This window comes from Shewanella sp. FeAMO, from assembly GCF_053653955.1.
In genome coordinates, this window is sequence record NZ_CM132201.1 from 2,927,177 (window position 1) to 2,952,672 (window position 25,496).

Annotated in this window: 17 protein-coding genes, 3 tRNA genes and 3 rRNA genes; 9 read left to right on the forward strand and 14 right to left on the reverse strand. The window is 52.7% G+C overall.

The features are described 5' to 3' along the window. The first annotated feature begins 6 nt into the window (after positions 1-6). Positions 7-681, forward strand: coding sequence for a response regulator (locus ACWAU4_RS13195; protein WP_025011466.1), 675 nt, complete (start codon positions 7-9; stop codon positions 679-681). Beyond that, positions 672-2,021 (forward strand): ATP-binding protein, encoded by a 1,350-nt coding sequence (locus ACWAU4_RS13200; protein WP_025889696.1) that lies wholly within the window; start codon positions 672-674, stop codon positions 2,019-2,021. Before ACWAU4_RS13195 ends, ACWAU4_RS13200 begins: the two co-directional genes overlap by 10 nt. Positions 2,022-2,024: 3 nt before the next feature. Here the strand turns inward: ACWAU4_RS13200 and ACWAU4_RS13205 are convergent, their stop codons facing one another. After that, on the reverse strand, positions 2,025-2,723 hold the full coding sequence (locus ACWAU4_RS13205; protein WP_025011467.1) for a 2OG-Fe(II) oxygenase: 699 nt from the start codon (positions 2,721-2,723) through the stop codon (positions 2,025-2,027). Between the two features lie 114 nt (positions 2,724-2,837). Between ACWAU4_RS13205 and ACWAU4_RS13210 the strand changes: the two genes are divergently transcribed. Both ACWAU4_RS13210 and ACWAU4_RS13215 read left to right on the forward strand, forming a co-directional pair. Continuing rightward, entirely contained in the window at positions 2,838-4,097 is a 1,260-nt protein-coding gene (locus tag ACWAU4_RS13210) for an HD-GYP domain-containing protein (protein ID WP_025011468.1), read from the forward strand. Positions 4,098-4,221: 124 nt separating this feature from the next. Further along, a complete protein-coding gene (locus ACWAU4_RS13215; RefSeq protein ID WP_025011469.1) occupies positions 4,222-4,533 on the forward strand; it encodes a DUF3135 domain-containing protein in 312 nt (103 codons plus the stop codon). A 36-nt stretch (positions 4,534-4,569) separates the two neighbouring features. Here the strand turns inward: ACWAU4_RS13215 and corA are convergent, their stop codons facing one another. The 12 genes from corA to ACWAU4_RS13275 all read right to left on the reverse strand — a co-directional run bounded on the left by corA (position 4,570) and on the right by ACWAU4_RS13275 (position 16,806). Beyond that, a complete protein-coding gene (gene corA, locus ACWAU4_RS13220; protein WP_044734693.1) occupies positions 4,570-5,517 on the reverse strand; it encodes a magnesium/cobalt transporter CorA in 948 nt (315 codons plus the stop codon). Between the two features lie 99 nt (positions 5,518-5,616). Next, the gene (locus ACWAU4_RS13225; protein ID WP_025889694.1) at positions 5,617-5,982 is read right to left on the reverse strand and encodes a hypothetical protein; all 366 of its coding nucleotides are present in this window, start codon (positions 5,980-5,982) and stop codon (positions 5,617-5,619) included. A gap of 848 nt (positions 5,983-6,830) precedes the next feature. Beyond that, positions 6,831-6,946: ribosomal RNA gene (gene rrf, locus ACWAU4_RS13230) — 5S ribosomal RNA — on the reverse strand. Positions 6,947-7,062: 116 nt separating this feature from the next. Then, positions 7,063-7,138 (reverse strand) — tRNA-Val (locus ACWAU4_RS13235). 90 nt (positions 7,139-7,228) lie between these two features. Beyond that, positions 7,229-10,121: ribosomal RNA gene (locus ACWAU4_RS13240) — 23S ribosomal RNA — on the reverse strand. A 294-nt stretch (positions 10,122-10,415) separates the two neighbouring features. Beyond that, positions 10,416-10,491 (reverse strand) — tRNA-Ala (locus ACWAU4_RS13245). A 233-nt stretch (positions 10,492-10,724) separates the two neighbouring features. Beyond that, positions 10,725-10,801 (reverse strand) — tRNA-Ile (locus ACWAU4_RS13250). 66 nt (positions 10,802-10,867) lie between these two features. Next, a 16S ribosomal RNA gene (locus ACWAU4_RS13255) occupies positions 10,868-12,412 on the reverse strand. The 16S, 23S and 5S rRNA genes sit together here with 3 tRNA genes alongside, the layout of an rRNA operon. 327 nt (positions 12,413-12,739) lie before the next feature. Continuing rightward, positions 12,740-13,294, reverse strand: a complete 555-nt coding sequence (gmhB, locus tag ACWAU4_RS13260; protein WP_107110587.1) for a D-glycero-beta-D-manno-heptose 1,7-bisphosphate 7-phosphatase — start codon at positions 13,292-13,294, stop codon at positions 12,740-12,742. Between the two features lie 201 nt (positions 13,295-13,495). Continuing rightward, positions 13,496-14,020 (reverse strand): hypothetical protein, encoded by a 525-nt coding sequence (locus ACWAU4_RS13265; RefSeq protein ID WP_123116475.1) that lies wholly within the window; start codon positions 14,018-14,020, stop codon positions 13,496-13,498. A 3-nt stretch (positions 14,021-14,023) separates the two neighbouring features. Further along, on the reverse strand, positions 14,024-16,147 hold the full coding sequence (locus ACWAU4_RS13270; protein ID WP_096142693.1) for an aldehyde ferredoxin oxidoreductase: 2,124 nt from the start codon (positions 16,145-16,147) through the stop codon (positions 14,024-14,026). Positions 16,148-16,161: 14 nt separating this feature from the next. Continuing rightward, positions 16,162-16,806, reverse strand: a complete 645-nt coding sequence (locus tag ACWAU4_RS13275) for a 4Fe-4S dicluster domain-containing protein (RefSeq protein ID WP_096142692.1) — start codon at positions 16,804-16,806, stop codon at positions 16,162-16,164. 340 nt (positions 16,807-17,146) lie between these two features. Between ACWAU4_RS13275 and ACWAU4_RS13280 the strand changes: the two genes are divergently transcribed. After that, on the forward strand, positions 17,147-19,474 hold the full coding sequence (locus ACWAU4_RS13280) for a multiheme c-type cytochrome (protein WP_208124842.1): 2,328 nt from the start codon (positions 17,147-17,149) through the stop codon (positions 19,472-19,474). An 80-nt stretch (positions 19,475-19,554) separates the two neighbouring features. Here ACWAU4_RS13280 and ACWAU4_RS13285 read toward each other — a convergent pair whose 3' ends face one another. Continuing rightward, positions 19,555-20,826, reverse strand: a complete 1,272-nt coding sequence (locus tag ACWAU4_RS13285; protein ID WP_208124843.1) for an NAD(P)/FAD-dependent oxidoreductase — start codon at positions 20,824-20,826, stop codon at positions 19,555-19,557. A gap of 187 nt (positions 20,827-21,013) precedes the next feature. Between ACWAU4_RS13285 and ACWAU4_RS13290 the strand changes: the two genes are divergently transcribed. The 4 genes from ACWAU4_RS13290 to ACWAU4_RS13305 all read left to right on the forward strand — a co-directional run bounded on the left by ACWAU4_RS13290 (position 21,014) and on the right by ACWAU4_RS13305 (position 25,440). Further along, positions 21,014-21,928, forward strand: coding sequence for a dihydrodipicolinate synthase family protein (locus tag ACWAU4_RS13290; protein WP_028780815.1), 915 nt, complete (start codon positions 21,014-21,016; stop codon positions 21,926-21,928). A 26-nt stretch (positions 21,929-21,954) separates the two neighbouring features. After that, complete coding sequence (locus ACWAU4_RS13295) at positions 21,955-22,956, forward strand: 4-hydroxyproline epimerase (RefSeq protein ID WP_304716445.1); 1,002 nt, start codon at positions 21,955-21,957, stop codon at positions 22,954-22,956. Between the two features lie 63 nt (positions 22,957-23,019). Next, positions 23,020-24,651 carry an aldehyde dehydrogenase (NADP(+)) gene (locus tag ACWAU4_RS13300; RefSeq protein WP_454290295.1) on the forward strand — a complete coding sequence of 544 codons (1,632 nt, stop codon included), beginning with the start codon at positions 23,020-23,022 and terminating at the stop codon, positions 24,649-24,651. Positions 24,652-24,768: 117 nt separating this feature from the next. Then, positions 24,769-25,440 carry a GntR family transcriptional regulator gene (locus tag ACWAU4_RS13305; RefSeq protein ID WP_025011106.1) on the forward strand — a complete coding sequence of 224 codons (672 nt, stop codon included), beginning with the start codon at positions 24,769-24,771 and terminating at the stop codon, positions 25,438-25,440. The last annotated feature ends 56 nt before the right edge of the window (positions 25,441-25,496 follow it).

A 25,496-nucleotide genomic window follows, 5' to 3' on the forward strand; every position in this document is an offset into this window, starting at 1 on the left:
AAGAATATGAGAATTTTGGTTGTTGAAGACGATCCCTTACTCTCCCATCACCTCAAGGTACAACTGGGAGAATTGGGAAATCAGGTCCAGGTGGCGGGAACAGCCAAAGAGGGATTTTTTCAGGCGACCAACTACCCCATTGATGTCGCCATTGTGGATTTGGGATTGCCGGATCAGGACGGCATTGCGCTTATCCAACGCCTGCGGGATGAAGATGTCAAAGCCCCTATCCTGATCCTTACTGCCCGGGTCAACTGGCAAGACAAAGTTGAGGGACTCAACGCCGGCGCCGATGACTACCTGGTCAAACCTTTTCAAAAAGAGGAACTGGTGGCCCGTCTTGATGCCTTGGTCCGCCGCAGTGCCGGTTTCGTCAAGCCGGTGATCAACAGCGGCGACCTGTCGTTGGACCTCGCCGCCAAGCAAGTCACCATGAACGGTGAACCAATGGAAATTACCGCCTTCGAATATCAAATTCTTGAGTACCTGATGCGTCACAACCATGAAGTGGTCGCCAAACAGCGCCTGCTGGACGTTATTTACGGCGACAAGGAAGGCGATCCCAACACCATTGAGGTGATGGTGAGCCGACTGCGCAAGAAGTTGACCCGTGACGGTATCGAAAATCCAATAGTGACCATCAGAGGCCAGGGGTACAAATTCAACCTGCCATGCAATTGAGAATAAAACCCAAGAAACGCCTGCTGACGCGGATGTTTCTCACTTCGCTGTCGATCATTGCCGTGGTCGGTTTTGGCTTGGCCTGGATGGTCAACATATTGCATGCGCAAAACAGCTATAACGAAGAGACGGCGCAGCTGATAGCCGAAATCCCTCAGGTGGCTGCCGAGCTCAGGGAGCACGACCTGATACCGGACACCAGCTCCTGGCTTGAGGAGAACAACAAACAGGAGCGCTATGTCATCGCCTCCTGTGATGAGAAGTTCAAGCAGGTATGGACCTCGTCGCTGGCGGTGGACAGAGGCCTGTTCGATACCTGTGAACGTTTCAATGAAATCCGCAACGAAGCGCCCCCCTACTACCTCAACATGGCCGATAATCGCGCCTATTTTGCCTATCTGCTGTCGGTCGATATCGCCGGTATTCACTACAACCTGTTGGTGCTCAAGGATGCGGCCAAACTGGAGCAGGAATACAGCCAATTTGCCAAACGCACCTATATTCGCCTGGCGCTGGTGTTGGCACTGGCACTGGTACTGCTTATCAGCGCCGCTTACTGGGGCATGCGGCCACTGGTACAGATGCGAAATGAGTTGAGATCCATCATCAACGGTAAGTCCAAGTCACTCTCGGGCGGTTATCCGGTGGAGCTTGAAGGCGTTACCCAAGCGCTCAACCAACTGCTGCAGCAATCCAGCGCCCAACAACAGCGCTATCAAAATGCCATGAATGATCTGGCCCACAGCCTCAAGACCCGTCTCGCCGCCGTGCATGCCATCACAGATGATGCCAGCCTGGACAAACAGGCCAGCAGCGAAAAAATCATGGAACAGGTGAGCCAGATGGATCAGCTGGTGAAATATCAGCTCAAGCGCGCCATGCTGGGACGCAAAGGCCTCAAGCAGGAACAGACTCCGATTGCCCCTCTGGTGGAGCAACTGGCACAGATGCTGTTTAAGGTATACCGTGACAAACAGGTGAAGTTCAGCGCAGAAATAGAGGAAGAGCTGCAGTTTCCCGGCAATCAGGGCGACTTGATGGAGCTGTTCGGCAACCTGATGGAAAATGCGTTCCGCCTGTGTATCTCAACCGTTCGCGTCAGTGCCGGTTATCAAGGCAACATACTGCAGATACTGGTAGAAGATGACGGCCCAGGTGTTGATGAGAGCCTTAAACAGAAGATCATCCAGCGCGGCGTGCGCGCCGATACCCAGTCACCGGGACAGGGAATTGGTCTGGCGGTATGTAATGAAATCGTCAGCAGTTACGGCGGCACCCTCAGCATTGAGGATTCAGATCTGGAAGGTGCCCGCTTCCGTATTCAAATTCCCATGCAGTGAGTCTCAGCGCCGGGTTGGCCCATAAAGTTGCTCGGCGCGGTTAAACATGATCCAGGAGGTGGCAATATACTTGTCATCACTCTTGGGACGATTCCCTCTGTGGCTATGGGTAAATCCCGCCGGGGCTATCACCATAGTGCCCTTCTTTGGCGCAATTTTGCGCTGCTGATAAAAGAATTCAGTCTCCCCGCCTTCGGCCACATCATTGAGATAGAACATGTAAAGCACCACTCTGTGAAGGGCGTCGTTGTGACCGGCCTGGGGAAACTGCTCAGAATGCCAATGAGGATAACCACCGACATCGCGCTGATATCTTTGCAGATTGATGGTACCACTACGATAAAGGTATTGTACCAGCGCCTCGGCTCTGGGGGCTCCCAGACGAGCATAGTTATCCGGTGTCAGGGTTACTGCATTGCCGGACTCATCAGCCACCTGCACGGCAACGGCTCCCATCAGTGCCATGGCATACTTATCAAAGTATCGCCCGGCATGCTTTAGTGTGTGGCCCAGCAACTCATTGCGCAGAGGCTGCAACTCGGGATACTGATCCAATGTCAGATCGCGGCTGATTTTCTTTTCCTTGTCGACACCATGGCCTGTGCGGCCCTCAGTAACACCCGGATGAGCATCAAAGGCGGCAATAAGACGATCGCATAACTCATCAGGAATGGCATTGGGATATACTTCGATAAAGTCCATAAAAATCTCAATTTGCTTATTTTTTTATCCAAACATGCTTACATGTGAGCTAACTAATTGTAAAGCGTACTCTTTGCGCTAAAATGATTCGATTGCTTAAAAAAGATGATTTGAATGAACAAGAGCTGTAGAGTCAGTGTCCAACAACTGCAGGTAGGCAACTTCGTCCGCCTTCCACTGGCGTGGAAAGATCACCCTTTTCTTTTCAGTAGCTTCCGTATCAAACAACAGGCTCAAATTGAGCTTATCCGCAAGCTGGGCATAGACAGCGTGTTCGTGGTGCCGGATCGCAGTGATACCCCGCCGCTACCGGCCGATCAGCAGCCTGCCCCGGTGGAAAATCCACAGGAAGTCGACTCTCTGCAACAACAGATGGAAAGCGACAAGCAAAGGCGAATCGAGATCCTCAAGAAAATGCGCCGCGAATTGCATAAGACAGAGGAACATTTTGACCGTTCACTGGCAAGAATGCGCAATCTGGTCAACAAACTACGCAGCCGGCCTCTGAATGCCGTTACCGAGGCGCAGGACTTGGTGCGTGACATAGCCGAGCAACTGTTATCCTCCGACAACCTTATCCTCCATTTGATGGCCGATTCGGATAAAGACGAAGGCATCTATTTTCACTCTCTCAACGTAGCCATTCTCGCCATGTTGGTAGCCAAAGAGTTGCAGTGGCCCAGAGAAGATATCGAGGCCGTGGGCCTGGGTTCACTGTTCCATGACGTAGGCAAGCTCAAACTGCCAAGCCAGATACTGCGTAAGCAGGAGCCACTGAACAAACCCGAACAAAACCTGCTGAATCAGCACCCGTTGATGGGCGCAGAGTTCATCAAGCTGGCAGCCGATTTTCCGGAAAATGCCAGGGACGTTATCACCAATCACCATGAGCTGCTCGATGGCAGTGGTTTCCCAAGAGGCCTGAAAGCCGATGAGCTGAGCCAGACCGCCCAGTTGGTGGCCGTGGTGAACCAATATGACTCTCTTTGTCACCCTGGAGTGCAATCCAAGGCCAAGACGCCTTATGCTGCTCTGGGCTATCTGTATAAATACTCCAAGGGAAAGCTGAATCAGGAATATGTCGGCAAGATGATCAAGATGCTCGGGGTCTATCCTCCCGGCAGCGTGGTCGAACTCTCTTCCGGTCAATATGGGCTGGTAATGTCGGTCAACCTGGATAAGCTACTGCTGCCACGAATTCTGGTATATGACGCTCTGGTGCCCAAAGATCAGGCACCGATTATCGACTTGGAAGCAGAAGGCCTTTCTATTGTGCGCTGCCTGCCACCGGCGGCCCTGCCGGAGAAAATCTTCAAGTATCTCAATCCCAGAGAACGGGTCAGCTATTACTTCGGCAGCGAAAGCAAAGGCTGAGCCCTTCGGCCTATATAACCAAAGTCATTATCGCCATCATAGTTAGACTGAACTAATCTTGTTGTTGCAACCTGGATTTGGGTAGCCTGAAACCAGGCTCACCCCTCACAGGCGGAGGCCGGCAATGACAGAACTACCGGATTTTGACACCTTGATGTGGCTGGCTCAAAACCAGCCGGAAGAATTGGACAAGCTACAGGAGCGTTTGAGTGATGAGTTGATCAATGGTTCCGACTCCAACCAGGACCAGCTCAGAACCATTAAACACCACCTGCAGCAGAGTCTGGCACGCTGCAATAACCCCTATCACAGATGCCTGGTCAGCATCCGCATTATGCGCCACAAGTTCGCCGCGTTGGCGAGCGTGTTGGAAGCACCGGACCAGTACAGAGATCACAAGGCTCAGGTGATACCACTAAGGCGTAAGCCCCTGTAACCAAGGTGCTAAAGCACTTAACCAGAGTTGCCAACGTTACAACCAGCCTTTGCGGCGGAAGAACAGGTAAGTGCCTGCCGCACTGGCCAACATCATCACCAGCGCCATGGGGTAACCGAAGTACCACTCAAGCTCAGGCATCTCTCTGAAGTTCATCCCGTAGCTACTGGCAATCAGGGTTGGCGGCAGAAAGACCACGGCCGCAACCGAGAAGATTTTAATGATCTTGTTTTGCTGCAAGCCACTGAAACCCATGGCAGCATCCAATAAGAAGTTGAGTTTGTCGAAGATAAACTGACTGTGAGGCATAAGAGATTCGATGTCCGACAACATCTCGCGGATCTCCTTGAGCTCATCTTCGGCCAATTCTTTACGGTAATACTTCTGTATGTAACGCAGAGACCTTTGGGTATCGAGTAGACTCAAACGTATCTTGCCGTTGGAGTCTTCCTGCAAGGTGATCAGCTTAAACACATCATCGAGTTCATTACTCTCAAACACCTGCTCACCAACGTTTTCCAGCACAGTGTAAACATCTTCAATCAAGTCAGATAGGTACTCTACCTTGAGGTTAAAGAGCTCGATAAACAGCGCTTGAGGCGTGGCCACCATGATGCGTCCGAGGCGCAAATAGTTACGCAGCAAACGAATAAGACCGACATCCTCTTCACGTATGGTGACCAAAAACCGGCTGCGCAGGTTGAATGAGACGTTGACACCACGAACATCTTGGCCAACCCGCTGCGGAAACAGAGAGTTGATATGCAAGCCGTCTTTGTTTTGATAGAAACGTGCCGAGGCTTCAATCTCATTGATATCTTCCTCGTCGGGTACCTCTTCCACCGAGTAACGACTCAACCAATCCCGTTCATCATCATCCGGCTTGTAGAGATCCAACCACAGGGTTTGCTCCGGAAGACCCTCTTCTATTGTCAGCTCAATAATTTTAAGCTGCTGATCCTGATAGGTGTATGCAGTAATCATGGGTCCTCCTGAAGATAGCCGTGCCGTAGAAAGAAATGCCCGGCAAAAAAATGTGCCTAGTTTACCTGATAAGCCATTAATGGAAAGTGCTCAATGGCGTCAGGGAACACTTTTCTCGGCTATCATCAAACGCTCCTCACTGGAAAGGCGGATCCTAAGTCCATCCACGGTAACCAATTCATTAGTTGAGATATCTTTCTTGCGCACCTGATAAACTTCCCGCCGCTCCTCCTTGGGTGAAACCAAGGTCACGGAAACCACCTGATAACCATCAAACCATTGCCAGGCAAAAAAGCCGCAGGCCAGTATCAAGGTAACGCCCACGGCTCCAGGGACCAGAAAGCGTTTGAACAGGGGCAAAGGCTCGGCAATCTCCTTCTGCCTCACTTCAGGGCTTGCCCTTCGCTTGAGCATGGTCCACGCCAGTACCAATACCAAGGCCGTCAGCAGAATTTTGGTCAGCAAGCTCGACTCCTCATTCTTAACCAAGAATATATGAAAGCATCAAATTGTTAATTATAAAGGAAAAGCCTGTCCATGACAGTTAGCTGTATCATAAAGCCACCAGTAACATCTTAAAGCCTTTGGATTGATAGCATATGACAACAGGTTTTGATGAGTGCTTGTGACATGAAACTGCACCACGGCGAGCTGAAGTATATGACTGCCATGAAAGTCATGCTCGCTGGAAGCGAGATAAACCCTTCTCGACTTAAGCCTCGAATACCTTTATAGATGATACTGGTCGGGTGAAATCTCTGTGCTCCAGAGACTGGATAAATCTGCCCAGACAAGCGGGTCAATCTATTCTCAATATCTCCACAGCACCATCTCACATGGGGGCGAAAGACATCTGCTCATCAAGCACAGCTTGATAGATGGCTGTAGCGCGAAGCAGCTTGGCTGCGAGCTGAGGGGCACACACTGCGCCAGCAGCTTTGGGCTGCATGTTAAGTCGTGCTCGCTGGAAGCGAGACAAACAAAAAAGCCCTAGCATTCAGCTAGGGCTCTTTTGTTACTGTTTTGTCTCCACTTTTTTAAAAAGTGAAAATAAAATGGGGCGTCTGGCGATGGCCAGCTTCGAGCAAGCTCTCCGCGTTCGTCTGTCGCATCAAACTGAGTTTGATAAACGCGACAACCTCACCCTACTCCACATGGGATTGTGCCTCACTGCGTTCGGACTCTTTATCTTCCCCATGTGAGAGTGGACATTTCAAAATGCAATTAAAACGAAAAATCCCCAACACAAAGTGCTGGGGATCCATCGTTACTGTCTTGTCTTCACTTTTCTAAAAAGTGAAAACCAAAGTGGCGTCTGGCGATGACCTACTCTCACATGGGGAGACCCCACACTACCATCGGCGCGATTGCGTTTCACTTCTGAGTTCGGGATGGGATCAGGTGGGACCACAATGCTATTGTCACCAGACATAAAATTGTATGGAACAAATTTTAAACGCGCTTTAGCGCGGCCCGTTAGGGTCAAATACAGGGATGTATTTGATAAATTCATTCCTAAATTCAGAAAGCTGTTGCTTTGAAATATGGTGGTCGCTACTGGGATCGAACCAGTGACCCCCTCCTTGTAAGGGAGGTGCTCTCCCGGCTGAGCTAAGCGACCGGTATTCTTGGCTGTGCTCTTTTCAGAGCTTGAGTTCAAACTTCAATCAAGTATCGACTTCTTCAAGTCCGTAAAACCCATCTGGGTTGTATGGTTAAGCCTCTCGAGTCATTAGTACAGGTTAGCTCAACGCCTCGCAACGCTTACACACCCTGCCTATCAACGTCCTGGTCTCGAACGGCTCTTCAGAGGGCTCCAGGCCCTAGGGATGACTCATCTTGGGGCTCGCTTCCCGCTTAGATGCTTTCAGCGGTTATCGATTCCGAACGTAGCTACCGGGCAATGCCATTGGCATGACAACCCGAACACCAGCGGTTCGTCCACTCCGGTCCTCTCGTACTAGGAGCAGCTCCCCTCAATCATCCAACGCCCACGGCAGATAGGGACCGAACTGTCTCACGACGTTCTGAACCCAGCTCGCGTACCACTTTAAATGGCGAACAGCCATACCCTTGGGACCGACTTCAGCCCCAGGATGTGATGAGCCGACATCGAGGTGCCAAACACCGCCGTCGATATGAACTCTTGGGCGGTATCAGCCTGTTATCCCCGGAGTACCTTTTATCCGTTGAGCGATGGCCCTTCCATTCAGAACCACCGGATCACTATGACCTGCTTTCGCACCTGCTCGACGTGTCTGTCTCGCAGTTAAGCTGGCTTATGCCATTACACTAACCGTACGATGTCCGACCGTACTTAGCCAACCTTCGTGCTCCTCCGTTACTCTTTGGGAGGAGACCGCCCCAGTCAAACTACCCACCAGGCACTGTCCCTAACCCCGATTAGGGGCCCAGGTTAGAACATCAACACTACAAGGGTGGTATTTCAAGGTTGACTCCAACAAGACTGGCGTCTCATCTTCATAGTCTCCCACCTATCCTACACATGTAGGGTCAATGTTCAGTGCCAAGCTATAGTAAAGGTTCACGGGGTCTTTCCGTCTAGCCGCGGGTATACGGCATCTTCACCGCAATTTCAACTTCACTGAGTCTCGGCTGGAGACAGCGTGGCCATCATTACGCCATTCGTGCAGGTCGGAACTTACCCGACAAGGAATTTCGCTACCTTAGGACCGTTATAGTTACGGCCGCCGTTTACCGGGGCTTCGATCATGAGCTTCTCCGAAGATAACCCAATCAATTAACCTTCCGGCACCGGGCAGGCGTCACACCGTATACGTCATCTTGCGATTTTGCACAGTGCTGTGTTTTTGATAAACAGTTGCAGCCACCTGGTATCTGCGACTCCCGTCAGCTCAGAGAGCAAGTCTCATCACCAACAGGAGCGTACCTTCTCCCGAAGTTACGGTACCATTTTGCCTAGTTCCTTCAGCCGAGTTCTCTCAAGCGCCTTGGTATTCTCTACCCGACCACCTGTGTCGGTTTGGGGTACGATTCCTGCTAACCTGAAGCTTAGAAGATTTTCCTGGAAGCATGGCATCAACCACTTCATCCCCGTAGGGACTCGTCGTCAGCTCTCAGTGTATGTGTGCCCGGATTTGCCTAAGCACACCACCTACTACCTTAAACGCGGACAACCAACGCCGCGCCGGCCTAGCCTTCTCCGTCTCTCCATCGCAGTTAGCAGAAGTACGGGAATATTAACCCGTTTCCCATCGACTACGCCTTTCAGCCTCGCCTTAGGGGTCGACTCACCCTGCCCCGATTAACGTTGGACAGGAACCCTTGGTCTTTCGGCGAGGGGGTTTTTCACCCCCTTTATCGTTACTCATGTCAGCATTCGCACTTCTGATACCTCCAGCGTGGGTTACCCCTTCGCCTTCAACGGCTTACAGAACGCTCCTCTACCGCACTGATGCAAGCATCAGTACCCGTAGCTTCGGTGAATTGCTTAGCCCCGTTACATCTTCCGCGCAGGCCGACTCGACTAGTGAGCTATTACGCTTTCTTTAAATGATGGCTGCTTCTAAGCCAACATCCTAGCTGTCTAAGCCTTCCCACATCGTTTCCCACTTAGCAATTACTTTGGGACCTTAGCTGACGGTCTGGGTTGTTTCCCTTTTGACGACGGACGTTAGCACCCGCCGTCTGTCTCCCGGATAGCACTCTTTGGTATTCGGAGTTTGCAAAGGGTTGGTAAGTCGGGATGACCCCCTAGCCTTAACAGTGCTCTACCCCCAAAGGTGTTCGTCCGAGGCGCTACCTAAATAGCTTTCGAGGAGAACCAGATATCTCCCGGTTTGATTGGCCTTTCACCCCCAGCCACAAGTCATCCGCTAATTTTTCAACATTAGTCGGTTCGGTCCTCCAGTTGATGTTACTCAACCTTCAACCTGCCCATGGCTAGATCACCGGGTTTCGGGTCTACACCTAGCAACTATACGCGCAGTTAACACTCGGTTTCCCTACGGCTCCGCTATTCGCTTAACCTCGCTACTAAATGTAAGTCGCTGACCCATTATACAAAAGGTACGCAGTCACGGTCTCAAGAACCGCTTCCACTGCTTGTACGTATACGGTTTCAGGTTCTATTTCACTCCCCTCACAGGGGTTCTTTTCGCCTTTCCCTCACGGTACTGGTTCACTATCGGTCAGTCAGGAGTATTTAGCCTTGGAGGATGGTCCCCCCATATTCAGACAACATATCACGTGTGCCGCCTTACTCGATTTCATCTCTGGTTAGTTTACATGTACGGGGCTATCACCCTGTGCCGCTGTGCTTTCCAACACATTCCACTAACACCCCAAAGACTTAAGGGCTAATCCCCGTTCGCTCGCCGCTACTTGGGGAATCTCGGTTGATTTCTTTTCCTAAGGGTACTTAGATGTTTCAGTTCCCCTCGTTCGCCTCACTAAGCTATGTATTCACTTAGTGATGACAGCTTATGCTGCCGGGTTTCCCCATTCGGACATCGCTGGCTCAAATGCTTGTTACTAGCTCACCAACGCTTTTCGCAAGTTACTACGTCCTTCATCGCCTCTGACTGCCAAGGCATCCACCGTATACGCTTGGTCGCTTAACCATACAACCCGGATGAGTTTTCATCGGATTGTATTGCAACCAGCTTAGGTTTACTTGTCTCACCTCCGGGTTAAGGAAGTGGACTCGCCTTGAAGAATTTCCAAAACACTTGATTGAAGTGTTTGAGAACTCAATTTGTATGCATCAAATCCACTCCGAAGAGAGGTTTTGATGTCTACTATCAGCTTTCCAAATTGTTAAAGAGCGGGCTTAAAAAAGCCAAAGATAAATACTGACTTATCTTTGGCGTCTCTCGTCCTTTGTAGAGTGACGGTTCCAGCACTTCCAAGGGAAGTGGTGGAGCTATGCGGGATCGAACCGCAGACCTCCTGCGTGCAAGGCAGGCGCTCTCCCAGCTGAGCTATAGCCCCGTTTCTTTGCGGTTCTTTTTACCGATTTCGTTGTTAGCCTTCGCCTCTTCGCTCAGTCATTTAGTTAACTAAACTCCTTCACTCATCGCTCGGCTGCCTCGAACTCAATAAAAATCTCTCGCAAACAGTCTTGAACATTGACCTGTTCATTTCTTCAACGCTAGTCAAGGCAAACAGGGAGGAAGTTTACTGGAGTAAACAACGACCTGTTTAACGCAGAATAGCGGAAGAATTGGTGGGTCTGAGTAGACTCGAACTACCGACCTCTCGCTTATCAGGCGAACGCTCTAACCACCTGAGCTACAGACCCCCATGCTCTACTTCTTTTATCAAGCAATCTGTGTGAACACTCAACAAACACCAATTATCGCTTAGGTAAGGAGGTGATCCAGCCCCAGGTTCCCCTAGGGCTACCTTGTTACGACTTCACCCCAGTCATGAACCACACCGTGGTAAACGCCCTCCCGAAGGTTAAGCTATCTACTTCTGGTGCAGCCCACTCCCATGGTGTGACGGGCGGTGTGTACAAGGCCCGGGAACGTATTCACCGTGGCATTCTGATCCACGATTACTAGCGATTCCGACTTCATGGAGTCGAGTTGCAGACTCCAATCCGGACTACGACCAGCTTTATGGGATTAGCTCCACCTCGCGGCTTCGCAACCCTCTGTACTGACCATTGTAGCACGTGTGTAGCCCTACTCGTAAGGGCCATGATGACTTGACGTCGTCCCCACCTTCCTCCGGTTTATCACCGGCAGTCTCCCTAAAGTTCCCGGCATTACCCGCTGGCAAGTAAGGATAGGGGTTGCGCTCGTTGCGGGACTTAACCCAACATTTCACAACACGAGCTGACGACAGCCATGCAGCACCTGTCTCAGAGTTCCCGAAGGCACCAATCCATCTCTGGAAAGTTCTCTGGATGTCAAGAGTAGGTAAGGTTCTTCGCGTTGCATCGAATTAAACCACATGCTCCACCGCTTGTGCGGGCCCCCGTCAATTCATTTGAGTTTTAACCTTGCGGCCGTACTCCCCAGGCGGTCTACTTAATGCGTTAGCTTGAGAGCCCAGTGTTCAAGACACCAAACTCCGAGTAGACATCGTTTACGGCGTGGACTACCAGGGTATCTAATCCTGTTTGCTCCCCACGCTTTCGTGCCTGAGCGTCAGTCTTTGTCCAGGGGGCCGCCTTCGCCACCGGTATTCCTCCAGATCTCTACGCATTTCACCGCTACACCTGGAATTCTACCCCCCTCTACAAGACTCTAGTTTGCCAGTTCGAAATGCGGTTCCCAGGTTGAGCCCGGGGCTTTCACATCTCGCTTAACAAACCGCCTGCGCACGCTTTACGCCCAGTAATTCCGATTAACGCTCGCACCCTCCGTATTACCGCGGCTGCTGGCACGGAGTTAGCCGGTGCTTCTTCTGCGAGTAACGTCACAGATGTAAGGTATTAACTTACACCCTTTCCTCCTCGCTGAAAGTGCTTTACAACCCGAAGGCCTTCTTCACACACGCGGCATGGCTGCATCAGGGTTTCCCCCATTGTGCAATATTCCCCACTGCTGCCTCCCGTAGGAGTCTGGGCCGTGTCTCAGTCCCAGTGTGGCTGATCATCCTCTCAGACCAGCTAGGGATCGTCGCCTAGGTGAGCCTTTACCTCACCTACTAGCTAATCCCACCTGGGCTTATCCATCAGCGCAAGGCCCGAAGGTCCCCTGCTTTCCCCCGTAGGGCGTATGCGGTATTAGCAGTCGTTTCCAACTGTTATCCCCCACAAATGGGCAAATTCCCAGGCATTACTCACCCGTCCGCCGCTCGTCATCTTCAAAAGCAAGCTTTTGAAATGTTACCGCTCGACTTGCATGTGTTAGGCCTGCCGCCAGCGTTCAATCTGAGCCATGATCAAACTCTTCAATTAAAGTTTTGGTTGAACCCGAAGGTTCTGCTCAATGAATTCTGTTCGTATGAACACTCTTCATCGAGTTAAATCGTTTTGTCGATTTCTCAATGCCTGTGAGTGTCCACACAGATTGCTTGATAGATTGTTAAAGAGCAAAAGAAGCCAGCCAAGCATTTCAACTTAAAGCATTCGATGCTTGAATCTTTGACTTCCAGACCCTGTCGTGGGTCAGTGGTTGCGCATTATAGGGAGCCTGAATTTTTGCGCAACCCCCAAAAGGCGATTTTTCTTACCAAAGCCTTCAAGTGTTCACTATTGCGCCAAGACGCTTGGTAATCGACCAACTCAGGCCTGTGATGCCAAATATTGGGGGACATCGGCAATGCTATCCAGTACTACGCTCGCCTCATCCATGGCTTCCTGAGTCACCTCTTTGCCACTTCTGACCAGGATCCGCACCGGGATCCCCGCCGCTTTGGCGGCGCGCATATCATCGGCCTTGTCACCGACCATTACACTGGCAGCAAGATCCAGCTTAAGAAAACTGGCAGCACTATTGATCATTCCGGCCTTGGGTTTACGGCAGTCACAATCCTGCTTGTATTCACCTATGCCCTTCTCCGGATGGTGCGGGCAGTAATAGATACCATCGAGATCCACGCCCTTGTCGGCAAAGTTCCAATCCATCCATTCGGTCAGGCTGGCAAACTGCTCTTCAGTGTAGAGCCCACGGGCAATCCCCGACTGATTGGTCACCACCACCAGCTTATAGCCTTGTCGTTTCAACGCCAGACAAGCATCGAAGACGCCTTCGATATATTCAAAATCATCTATTTGGTGCACATAGCCGTGATCGACATTGATTACACCATCTCTATCCAAAAAAACCGCTCGGTTCACTGTTTGCCTCCCAGAAAGCGAATAGCGATATTATTCCACTCATTGGGGCAAAATGCACTGTGGTAACAAACTTATGTCGTGGGCTTCAGGACATAGGATAAGAAAAACCCGGGCATTCAGGCCCGGGGTGGGAGATGGGCGCTGACCCCGGGTGCCTGATGTTCGGGAGCACGCCCGCAGGGAGACATCAGACTTCCGGGCTCAGCATGACCATTCAAACGGGTCGTAGTCTGCAAGCACTCTGGCATATTCAGGACTCAGGCCATCGGTAGAAAAGTAATACCCCTTGCCATCGCGGCCGGTGTCATAACGTATGTCGTCATATTCCGGCATCGCCAGCAACTGTTGTCGCAGCGCCTGCTGCGCTTCGGCATCCAGGTTGTAGGGGGGAAACCCCAAAACTGAAGCCTCAAGCACCGCGGTATGGCGACAACTGGCTTCGCGTATCTGCTGCGCCAGAGTCGCGGCAACCTCCCCGCGTTGCAGTGCCAACCAACGGTTGGCATAGCTGTCTACCATGTAACGGTCTGAATAGAAGAAGTGCTCATCCTCAGATATGCGCATCTTCAGATCCCTGTGTTCAGGCGCCAGGATCAAACGGATATATTCTTGCACCGCATCCACAGTATTCTCTGAGTCATCCCCCGCCACAGCCAACAGCTGCGGCAGGGAAACCAGGCGTCCGTGTTGGCTGAACAACCGGATAAAATCCACCAGTTCCAGCATGCTTTATCCCGGCAACAAGCCACGGGCCTCCAGCGCATCGGCGGCGTAACCCAGGCCGAATTTTTCCAGGGTTGATCTCAGTGGTGCCCCGGTTTGCCTGTCCCAACCAAAATCGTCATAGAACATATCCAACGCCTTTTGAATATCGTCCCTGTCCATCTTGATGGTGCCTTCATCGCCAAAAGCCTTGTCGGGGTCCAGGTCGTAAACCCAGTCGCAAAGCACATCGTGCTCATTGCGCATATTCATCTCATTCATTTGAATGATGGTCAGCGCTCGGTGCAGATGCAGTACCCGCTCGGCCATAAAGTCGAGCTCAGTCTCAGTCACTTCCTTGCCTGTGACCAGAGAGAACATCTGGGATTCTATGGTGCTGTCTCCACGGTAGTTGCGATTCTTGTCCGGCGAAGCCAGCAAGGGGAACATCCAGTTACAGAGAGTCAATGAATCGTGCAGCACGTTTTTTACCAAAGACCACTTGGCAAACTTAACCTTGGCCGGGTTGATTGGGGTATACCATTTCACCTTATCGAAGGCCCCTTCGCCCCAGAATTCGGCGGCTATGGTTTCTATCATGTCCTGAGGCAAGCCACAGTTAACAATATTGATATGGGAGTGACACTGGGCATCGCGGTTGAACACCATGTTGATCAGGGTGCCCACCTGCCCTGCGGTCTCACTGGCATGGTGCACGGCGGCGTTGGTCTTCTTATTGAAAATTTTCACCGAGGATTCTTTGTGAATATCCCAATAACCGAGATCCGGGTTACGCCCATCCAGTTTCCAGCGTTCAATCAGATCCGACATGCCATCGGCCATATGGGCAATTTCCCCTTCGCGATAGGCTATGCGGCGGTAAAAATCGATAAGAAACGCCGGATCTTTCTTGTCCCACAGATCCCATGGGATGCTGTCAAACTCCTCTTTAGGCAACAGATATTGGAACATATCGTGTTTTTTGAGGTACTTGAACAGGTGCGAAATCAGGCCGTAGTTACACCAGATGCCGTAATCGTCGATCAGGTTGCCGCCCAGAGCACCTGTCATAGCGTGCTCTTCCGAACCTTTCTTGGTATCCATCAGATACTGAGGCGCCAGGAATCCCATACAGACGTTGGAGATATGCTCGCTCTTACGACCATATTTCTGTTTCAGCTCAGGCACCTTGAGCTCACAGAAGCAGCGAATGGGGCAGGCATGACAACCACCGGTACGCTTCATCCACTTGTTGGCGTACTCTTCACCGAAGTACATCTCGGCCATTGAGGTACGGAAGCCTACCTTGTTACGTTCATTCCAGGGTACCTCGCCCAGCTCAATCTGTTGATCCGATTGCCCCCATTTAAGCCCGGGACGCGCCTTCCAGCGACTACCACTATTGGAATATTCGGCCCAGGACTGGGGAGTAGATGGCACAACCCCTTGGTTATTGGCGCCTATAATCCCCAGAATATGGTCATCGAGCCGACGCATGTTGGCATTATCGGCGGCAATGGCCACGGCCCCTGTACCTATGATGCCAATCCCTTTGAAGTTCTTTGACCCGAGCACGGCGCCATGACCTCCGGCTGAGTGTCCACCCTGAGTCATAATCACTGACAGGGGCACCTGATTCTCCCCCGCCTGGCCTATGGCAGCCACCTGGGCATTGGGGCCCATCATTTCAGCTATCATGGCGTGGGTATCAAAAATCCCCTTGCCCCAGAGCGCGACAGCCGATTCCAGCGTGACTTTGCCGTCTTCAACCCTGAGCCATACCGGTGCGGCGGCGCGGCCTTCAATGGCGATGGCATCAAATCCGGCATATTTCATTGCCGGTGAAAAGTGACCACCGAAATGTCCATCAGAAATCAGATGATCTTTAATCACCGGGCTGCGGGAAGTTATAGTGGTACGACCCGTACAGATCACCCCAGAACCAGTTAGCGGGCCGGCGGAGAATACAATAATATTTTCAGGATCTGTGGCCTTGATATTATCTTTATGGCCATCCCAAAGGATCTTGTAGCCTATCCCCATACCACCTATATAGTCATGATATTTATTTGTTGATTCTGTCGTAATATTGCCGGTTGTTAAATTAACCCTTAATACTTTACCAGCCCATCCGCCAAGTTTATCTGTCATTTTTAATTACCTCATTAACCGATCAGGCCAGTATATTTTTCATATTGTTCGAGCGCGACTTCCGCCTGTTCCCAGGTATAAAATTTAATCGCACCTGTAGGACAAACCTGGGCACAGGCCGGCTCGCCCTGACACAGGTCGCATTTCACGGCTTTCATTTTGCTGCGTACGACTTTAATCACTTGTTGTGGACATTTATCGGCGCAATAACCACAGCCAACGCAGCGCTTTTCATCTATCACTTTAGCGCCGGTTTCCGGATGAGTTGAAATGGCCTGCTGCGGACATACCTGTGTACAAACTTCACAATGACGACAGGTGGCAGGAACCACAGTGCGATCGCCGCATTCCCCTCGCTGCTCTGTGTAATTAAACTGCACACCATGAGGCCCATAGTTCATGTTGTGTTCGACTTTGACCCTTGCCAGGGTTGGGCTGCAATCGCCTTCATGGTTCCAGCCACAGGCGATTTCACAGCGACGGCAACTGACGCAGATAACCGGATTAACCACCATCAAGCCACCGGGTAACACCTCAACCTTTTCATCGCTGTCATTGTCACTGCCGCAACCGGTAAGAAAGCTGATGAGCGTTCCACCATAGACAGTGCCTACGGCTGCTCCCATACTCCCTTTCAGCATTCCTCGTCTGGTAATCATATTGCGTTCCTTAATTAGTTTAAGAAATATTATTTAAATATGCATACACCAAATACCCGACAATTCATGCTAATTAAATCCAGACATTTTTTCCCAATCTGAGTCACATTTACTCACAGGCTAACCGACCAAACTCATTAACTAAAACTCAAATCAAATATTAATTTTTCACTCTTTAAAAAATCAGAAAAAACAACTTAGACCAAACCTACGCTTATCAGTTATAGCTGGAACAAATTGACGATGGTCACAGATAAATTATTCAAATTAAATAGATTAAGGCCTGCATACATTCCTAATTAGACATCCCGACAGAATCTAAAACATAAAGGAATGGGAAATGATGAAATTCAAGCCTAAAAACGCCTGGTGGAAACTATCCCCACTGGTGGTTTGCTTATTGGCTGCATGTTCCGATGGCGATGACGGCCAGGTGGGTCCTCCGGGAGAAGTGGGGATCAATATTGCCAAAGCCAAATCACTGCAGGCCAATATCGAAGCCGTAACCATAGATGAGCAAACCCGGGTTTCGGTCGACTTTTTCTTAAGCGACGCCAACGGCGTTGCCGTGACCGGACTGGAACAACTGGAGCAGGTATCAGCCTTGGCCATGGGCATAGCCAAGCTGGGCAGTGCTCAACCCATGTACGGCGATACAAGGCCAGCAGAGGGACGCTATGAGATAAGCCGCGCTCCCCAATGGATAAGCTATATCAATAAACTGGTTGAGCCGGGTACAGGTGCCACAGCCCAGGCCGCAGCGCAGTGGCAAGCCGGGATTGAGAGTGACTGCAAACTCGACTGCCTACAGAGCCTGGGCCAGGGGCGTTACCGCTATCAATTCAGCAAGACGCTCAATCAATACCCAAGCTTTGAAGGGCTCGATACCCATTACGAGAGTGACAAGACTCACAGGGTCTATCTGGAACTCAAGCCCGCTGCAGACAGCTCTCTGAGCAGCATGCTGATCAACAGTGTCTATGACTTTATTCCGGCAACCGGCCAAGCCGCCGCTGCCGAAGACAGCCGGATATTGATAGATCAGCAGCAGGCCTGCTATCGCTGCCACGGCAGTGACAGGGATAACAGTGAGGCGCGTTTGTTGATGCACGGCAGCAAGCGTTTTGCCTTTGAAGGCTGCGTCATGTGTCACACCAGTTACTCGGGCGACCCAGAAACCGGCTCGGCGCTTGATATGGCGACCCTGACTCACAAAATTCACCATGGCGAGTACAAGGTCGTTGGCTATCAGGGCCATGAATATGACTACAGCCAATTGCACTATCCCGGTGATATCAAGGATTGTAACAGCTGTCATATTCCCGATGCGGCGCCGCAGGCCAACCACTACTTTATTCCCGGCAATAACAGCTGCCTGAGCTGCCACAGTAAGGATGCCCCCGAGGGCTGGAATGGTAGCGCCAGTGCTTTATTCCACGATAGAGAACTCTTCCCCAGAGGCTGGCAACAAAGCTGCTCAGGCTGCCATCCGGATGCCAGCAACCCAGAGGGCGCGGGTAAAATCCACCTGAGCCTTGGCAGGACAAGCAAACTCATCAAACAGGAGTATGCCTTTGCGCTTTCCTCCGCCGCTATTGATGGCGACAAGCTGAGTATCAGCCTGGATTTTCGCAGCCAAGGCCGTCTGCCTGCAGGCGATCCGGCCATAGAGTCATTGTGGTTAACGGTCAGTGGCGATCCCGAACCTGCCAATCGCCCGCTCAACAACGGTCAGCGCAAAATTTGGAATTTGGCCAACCCTGGGGCCGATGTCAGCCTGGCCATGCAGGGACACAGCCTCAGCGCTGCCATAGGCCCGCTTCAGGCAGCGGACTTTGGTGAGCCGGACAAGACTCGGGTGCAAGCCAAACTGCTTGTCTGCGCCGATCCCGCGACAGGCTTTGCTGTGGCTTGTGATACAAGCGCTACCCGCATCGAGGTGATTGCCGATAACCCCTTGTCACTCACAGGCTCTGCGGCGAGTAATAAAGCCCTTGCCGATGAGGCTGCCTGTCGGCGCTGTCATGACAGCGACATGCAGCAGCGGGTTGTCAGCGCTCATACTCTGGCGAGCCGCTTCCAGCCGGGCAATGACAGCTGCGGCAGTTGTCATGCGCCTCAAGGAGCTACGGCCCTGACCGACAAGAGCTGCAACGACTGCCACAACAATGGCACTAACATGTACCTGAATGCCGGACTGAAACACACTCCTGGCATGGATCAAATAAAAGCGATCCGTACCCTGAACAACAGTCTGAACTACAGGGAAATGGTGCATTCGCTGCACAGTGGTACCCGCACTGTGGCCGGAATGGGCGCCGACAGAGAGGCGGCCACCTATCCGAAACCGGCCAGTGATTGCCGCGCCTGTCATATCAAGGGCCAGCTTACGCTGGATGGCCTGAGTCAGAGCGCCTCCGTGTTGGTTGCCACTCCCGGCGCAACCGAGAAAGGCCAAATCGCCGAGTATTCTCCCACGGTTGCAGCCTGTGGTGGCTGTCATATCCAAGTGGAAAAATGGGCCAGCCATGCCGAAGCCTTCGGCGGTGTTTTCCGCAAAGATGCCAGCGGCGGCCCTGTCTATCAGAGTGGCAGCGAGAGCTGCGCCGTTTGTCACGCCGAGGGACGTAATACCGGCGTCGACATGATGCACGGCCTCAAAGACTGACCCACTCGCTCCCATCGGCAAAAACGGCGCCTCGGCGCCGTTTTTCTATTTTGCATTTGAATGTGAACAGGCTCCCGGGCTCAAAACCTGTCAATCCGGTAAGGATGCAGTGATAACGCCGGCTCGTCACCATCAAACTCGCTGGCCAGCAACTCTGCCGTTATCGCCGCCCAGGTCAGCCCAAGATGTTGATGACCAAAGGCAAACCAAACGCCCTTCTGCTTCAAGCTCGCTCCCAGTATCGGCAAACTATCCGGCAAAGAGGGTCTGAACCCCATCCAGCGCTCACCTTGTTCGGCACTGGCAGAGGAAAATACCTTTGGCAGCAGCGCCTGGGCATGGGGCAGCAAACAATCGGCCCTGGAGGGATCCATGGGCGCCTTGAGCCCGCCGAACTCCACAGTGCCGGCCAAACGGGTACCGCCGCGCATTGGGGTAATGATAAACTTACGCTCGAACGACGCCACAGGGCGAGACAAACCGCTGACTTGCGGCATCATCAGGTGATAACCGCGTTCGGTATCCAGCGGCACCTCATGGCCCAATTGCTGCACCAGGGGTTTGGACCAGGCGCCGCAGCAGAGTAACAGTCTGTCGCAGTGCCAGGATTGCCCCTGACTGTCACCGAGGCGGACACCTTGCTTGTCCGGCTGCAATTTATCGATCTCGGCGCGCAGTACCTGCCCACCGAGTGCCTTGAAGTGCAACTCCAAACGCTTGCAGAGTTCAAAAGGCGATGGCGTATGCGCCACCTCAGTGAAAAACAGTGCAGCCTTGATATTGCCGGACAGCGAAGGCTCAAGCCGCCTGACTTCATCACCACTCAATAGCTTCACCGCCACACCGGCCTTGGTATAGGCCTCATACTCCTGCCGGGCAGCTTTTCCATCCCGCTCGAACAACAGCAGGCTGCCGTTTTCACACATCAACTCGCTGGCCTCGGCTTGTGCCAGCAACCGACGCATGGCGCCTATGGCTTCACGGTTCAAAGCCGCGATCGCCGCACCATTTTTACGTCGCTTGGCGGGCAACATATTGGCCATAAAGCGGCAAAACCAAGGCAAAGCTTTGAAAAAATACCCGGGACGGATCCGAAACGGGCCTTGCGGGTCCAGCAACATTCCAGGGAGCCGAGGCACAAGAGAGAAAGACGCCAGCGGAAACATCTGCTCGGTGGCAAAATGTCCGGCATTACCGAAAGAGGCCCCTCGCCCCGGCTCATCTTTATCCAACAGGCTCACCTTGAATCCCTGCTTTTGCGCGGCTATGGCGCAGCAAAGCCCGACTATGCCGCCCCCTAAAACCGTCAGTTCTCCCTTTGAGGACACTGTGCCATCTTGTTTGCTGTTCATCTGTTTTCTCCCTGCGCCGGGCAGCCAAAAGCCTTAAATAACGAAACGCTTTTCCCAAGCACCACGATCACTGATTGTGTTTAGTTAAATATTTTTGTATACAATATACTTTATCTCTGACAATATCCACAGCTGTTAGCCCGCAAGGGATAAAGAACGACAACTAAATCAACAAGAGGTCTGTACCATGAAACCAAACTGGCAAGGGGTGTATCCTGCAATTTCAACCCAATTCAATGCCGATGGCTCAATCAACTTTGACTCCAATCGCCGTATGCTGGAAGCCCTGATCCACGACGGTATTGACGGCATCATAGCGCTGGGCACTGTGGGCGAGAACGCCTCTTTGAGCGCGGCCGAGAAGCGCGCCTTTATCAAACATACAGTCGAAACCGTCGCCGGGCGAATTCCAGTGATCTCCGGCTGCACCGAGCACAGTGCCGAGCAAGCTGCCGAATACGCCAAAGATGTGGCCGCTCTTGGTGTCGATGGCCTGATGTTATTGCCCGCCGTGGTTTATCGCGGCACAGACAGAGAAGTGCTGGCGCATTACCGCCACGTCGCCCGCGCAACCCCCCTGCCCATCATGATCTACAACAACCCGGTGAGCTATGGAGTGGACATCAATTTGGAAATGACCGCCGAACTCGCCAAAGAGCCCAACATAGTCGCCATTAAGGAATCGACTACAGACACCCGCCGTCTGACCGAACTGCAGAGCCGCTTCGGCGACCGTTTCATCGTCTTTTGCGGTGTCGATGATATTGCCCTCGAGTCACTGCTTCTGGGAGCCGATGGCTGGATATCCGGCCTGACAAATGTCTTCCCGAGAGAGTCTGTTACCTTATACCGCCTGGCCCGCGCCGGCCGACTGCAGGAAGCCAGAGAGCTGTATCGCTGGTTTATGCCGCTGCTGAGACTGGACACCATCCCGACTCTGGTACAGTGCATCAAGCTGGCCGAAGAACTGGTGGGACGCGGCAGTGAACATGTACGCATGCCAAGATTGCCTCTGGAAGGCGAAGATCGCGCCTATGTACAGCAACTGCTTGAGCAGGCACTGACAACGCGCATAGACCTCGACAAGTACAATCTGGACTGAGCCAAGAGCGGCACCAAGGAGAACTTATGCTCAAAGGGACTTTTTTCTGTATCGATGCCCACACCTGTGGCAACCCGGTACGCCTGGTAACCAGTGGCCATCCTGAACTTAAGGGCCAGACCATGAGCGAAAAACGCCAGCATTTTCTCTCGCAGTTTGACTGGATCCGTCAGGCGTTGATGTTCGAACCCAGAGGCCATGACATGATGTCCGGTGCTTTTCTTTACCCGCCCTGCTCGGCCGATGCCGACGGCTCTATTCTGTTTATCGAAACCAGTGGCTGCCTGCCCATGTGCGGCCATGGCACCATAGGCACAGTCACCGCCGCACTGGAAGCCGGCTTGTTGACACCGCGCCGGGAAGGTGAACTGCTGCTCGATGTGCCCGCAGGCCAAATACGCATCGAGTATCAACGCAGTGGCGCCAAAGTCGACTGGGTAAAGCTCTACAACGTTGCCGCTTATCTCGCCCATGCGGATAAAGTCATCGACGTACCCGGCCTTGGCTGCCTCAAGGTCGATGTGGCCTACGGCGGCAACTTTTACGTAATAGTGGATCCGCAAGAAAACTTTCCCGGACTCAGGCAATGGAGCGCCGCCGATATTCTGCGCTGGAGCCCACTGGTACGGGAAGCGGCCAGGGCGCAGCTTGAATGTGTTCACCCGGATGACGCCACAGTTCAGGGCATCAGTCATGTACTGTGGACAGGCGATTGTCTGAGCCCGGAATCCAATGGCGCCAATGCGGTGTTTTACGGTGACAAGGCGATAGACAGATCGCCCTGCGGCACAGGTACCAGCGCCAGAATGGCGCAGCTGCACGCCAAAGGCATGCTCAACGCGGGAGACAGTTACACCCATGAATCCATCATTGGCAGCCAGTTTATCGGCCGTATCGAAGGCACCACCCGCGTCGGCCAGTTCGAGGCTATTTTGCCCAGTATTCAAGGTTGGGCCAGAGTCACCGGGCACAACAGTATCCTGGTGGATGATAAGGATCCTTACGCCTATGGATTCCAGGTGCTGTGAGCTGTCATCACAGTCAACACTGGATAGCCCAGACTCAAGTGCCCACACATTAAAGGAGACCCCATGACAACAGAAATCCCCAACCGCCGTGAGGCGCTCGTCAAGGAGTTAGCGTCACAACTGACCGGCCAACATCTAATCGCCGGGCAATGGCAGAGTGAGACAGATGTCGAACGGTTTCAAAGCCTGGACCCGGTCGCCAATCAAACGCTGGCGCTCAGTTTCGCTGAAGCCGGCGAGCGCCAGATAGATGCGGCAGTCACAGCGGCCGGTGCCGCCTTTGTTCAGTACCGGCAAACACGGCCGCAAACCAGGGCCGCCTTCCTGGAGGCCATCGCCACCGAGCTTGAAAACGACAGCGTGCTTATCACGGCGGCAGCCATGCTGGAATCCGGCCTGCCACAAGCGCGGATAAACGGCGAACTTGGCCGCACCGCCAATCAGCTCAGGTTGTTCGCATCAGAGCTCAGAGAGACGCCAAGTCCTCTGTTGATAGACAAAGCCAACCCCGATCGCACGCCGCTGCCCAAACCCGAACTCAGATTGACCCAGCTGCCTCTCGGGCCGGTTGCCGTATTCGGTGCCTCCAACTTCCCGCTGGCATTTTCCACCGCCGGCGGTGACAGTGCCTCGGCACTGGCAGCCGGTTGCCCCGTGATTGTCAAGGGCCATCCTGCACACCCGGCCACCAGTGAACTGGTGGCCCGCGCCATTGCCCGCGCTATCTCTCGCTGCGATATGCCAAGCGCCGTATTTTCCCTATTGCAGGGACGCAGGCCAGAGCTATCGATAGGTCTGGTATCTCACAGCGGTATTCAGGCAGTAGGCTTTACCGGCTCATTCAAGGTAGGGAGGTTCCTGGCCGATTGCTGCGCCGCCAGAGCCAAACCCATTCCCTTCTATGGCGAACTGGGCTCAATCAACCCGCAGCTGCTGCTGCCGGGTAAATTGCAAGCCGAGGCAGAAACCCTCGCCGGCCATCAACATCAGTCGATGTTGATGGCTCAGGGGCAATTCTGTACCAGCCCAGGGCTTATTCTGGCATTGGCCGACAGCGAATCCAGCCAAAAAGCCCTTGCACGTTACCGTAGCGTCCTGAGTCAGGCTATCACTGAAACCGAGGCAGCTCCCATGTTAACCCCGGGAATTGCCGAGTCATTTCAAACCCGGAGCAAGCAGCTGCTCGCCAATCCGGCCCTTGAATTGCTGGCTCAGGGTAAAGCCGCCGCGGCGCTGCATCATACCCGGCCACTATTGTTGGAAACCGGTGCCGAGAGCTTGCTTGCCAGCCCCGATCTAATGGAAGAAGTGTTCGGCCCCTTCGCCCTGTTGGTGACGGCCAAAAGTGAAGCCGAACTGCACGCTGTGATCCAGGCGCTCGATGGCCAGTTAACCGCCAGTGTCCATGCCACCAGCAGCGACTTACAAGGTTATCCGGACGTTTTGGAGGCACTGCAATACAAGGTGGGCAGACTGATTTTTAATCAGATGCCAACGGGCGTCGAGGTTTGCCATGCCATGAACCATGGTGGCCCCTTCCCTGCCAGCACAGATCTGCGCAGTACTTCGGTGGGCACTCAGGCAATGGCGCGTTTTCTCAGGCCTTTGAGTCTGCAAAACCTGCCTTCTGAGCTGACAAACAGCTTCAACCAGGGGCAAGTTTCGGATAAACACCCAGGCGCACGCTACTTCTAAAGCACATCTTGCGCGGCATTGCAGAGGGAAACCCAAGTGGTTTCCCTTTATTTATCTGAGCATTCGCTGTAGTCTTATTCGGATCAAAACCGAATAACGTATACAAAGACGGGATCTATGAGCCGAACTACGCCCATCGTTCATAAAACGCGCACCCAGGTTGTGGTCGAAGTGCTGCGGGAGAAAATTCTTTCAGGTGAAATCGCAGCCGGCGAACCGCTGCGTCAGAGCGCTCTGGCAGAAGAGATGAATGTCAGCCGGATTCCGGTCAGGGAAGCCCTTTTGCAACTGGAAGCCGAAGGCTTGGTCAAGTTTGAAGCCCATAAAGGCGCCACGGCTACCGAATTGTCGGTGGAGCAAGTCAGCGAGTTATTTGAACTCAGAGCACTGATTGAAACTGATCTCCTTGCCAAAGCCATTCCAAACCTGCAGGATGAAGATCTGCGTCAGGCCGAAGCCGTACTGGACAAACTGGAATCCGCCTTTAAACAGGATAATGCCGTGGGCAGCTGGAGCGAACTCAACACAGAGTTCCACACAAGTTTGTACCGCGCCGCCAACCGTCCCCACACCATGGAAGTCGTACATGGTCTGAACACCAACTGTGATCGCTATATTCGCTTACAGTTGTTGCTGACAGGTGGGATCCCCAGAGCCGAGCAGGATCACAGGGATCTGCTGCAATTATGTCGGCAAAAGAAAATAGATGAGGCCGTGGTCCTGCTGAGGGCCCACATACTGCACGCTGCCAACGCCATTCGTGAATTGGTAGCCCAACAGGTGAGCTGAAAAATCACGACCCTTTCCAAGCAATAGCGCTTTAGTTGTCCAAAAGACAGATCTGG

What these genes read in the sequence shown, in the direction of transcription:
- ACWAU4_RS13195 (WP_025011466.1), top strand. Translation starts at nt 7, where the DNA reads ATGAGAATTTTGGTTGTTGAAGACGATCCCTTACTCTCCCATCACCTC.
- ACWAU4_RS13200 (WP_025889696.1), top strand. Translation starts at nt 672, where the DNA reads ATGCAATTGAGAATAAAACCCAAGAAACGCCTGCTGACGCGGATGTTT.
- ACWAU4_RS13205 (WP_025011467.1), bottom strand. Translation starts at nt 2,723, where the DNA reads ATGGACTTTATCGAAGTATATCCCAATGCCATTCCTGATGAGTTATGC.
- ACWAU4_RS13210 (WP_025011468.1), top strand. Translation starts at nt 2,838, where the DNA reads ATGAACAAGAGCTGTAGAGTCAGTGTCCAACAACTGCAGGTAGGCAAC.
- ACWAU4_RS13215 (WP_025011469.1), top strand. Translation starts at nt 4,222, where the DNA reads ATGACAGAACTACCGGATTTTGACACCTTGATGTGGCTGGCTCAAAAC.
- corA (WP_044734693.1), bottom strand. Translation starts at nt 5,517, where the DNA reads ATGATTACTGCATACACCTATCAGGATCAGCAGCTTAAAATTATTGAG.
- ACWAU4_RS13265 (WP_123116475.1), bottom strand. Translation starts at nt 14,020, where the DNA reads ATGCTGGAACTGGTGGATTTTATCCGGTTGTTCAGCCAACACGGACGC.
- ACWAU4_RS13270 (WP_096142693.1), bottom strand. Translation starts at nt 16,147, where the DNA reads ATGACAGATAAACTTGGCGGATGGGCTGGTAAAGTATTAAGGGTTAAT.
- ACWAU4_RS13275 (WP_096142692.1), bottom strand. Translation starts at nt 16,806, where the DNA reads ATGATTACCAGACGAGGAATGCTGAAAGGGAGTATGGGAGCAGCCGTA.
- ACWAU4_RS13280 (WP_208124842.1), top strand. Translation starts at nt 17,147, where the DNA reads ATGATGAAATTCAAGCCTAAAAACGCCTGGTGGAAACTATCCCCACTG.
- ACWAU4_RS13285 (WP_208124843.1), bottom strand. Translation starts at nt 20,826, where the DNA reads ATGAACAGCAAACAAGATGGCACAGTGTCCTCAAAGGGAGAACTGACG.
- ACWAU4_RS13290 (WP_028780815.1), top strand. Translation starts at nt 21,014, where the DNA reads ATGAAACCAAACTGGCAAGGGGTGTATCCTGCAATTTCAACCCAATTC.
- ACWAU4_RS13295 (WP_304716445.1), top strand. Translation starts at nt 21,955, where the DNA reads ATGCTCAAAGGGACTTTTTTCTGTATCGATGCCCACACCTGTGGCAAC.
- ACWAU4_RS13300 (WP_454290295.1), top strand. Translation starts at nt 23,020, where the DNA reads ATGACAACAGAAATCCCCAACCGCCGTGAGGCGCTCGTCAAGGAGTTA.
- ACWAU4_RS13305 (WP_025011106.1), top strand. Translation starts at nt 24,769, where the DNA reads ATGAGCCGAACTACGCCCATCGTTCATAAAACGCGCACCCAGGTTGTG.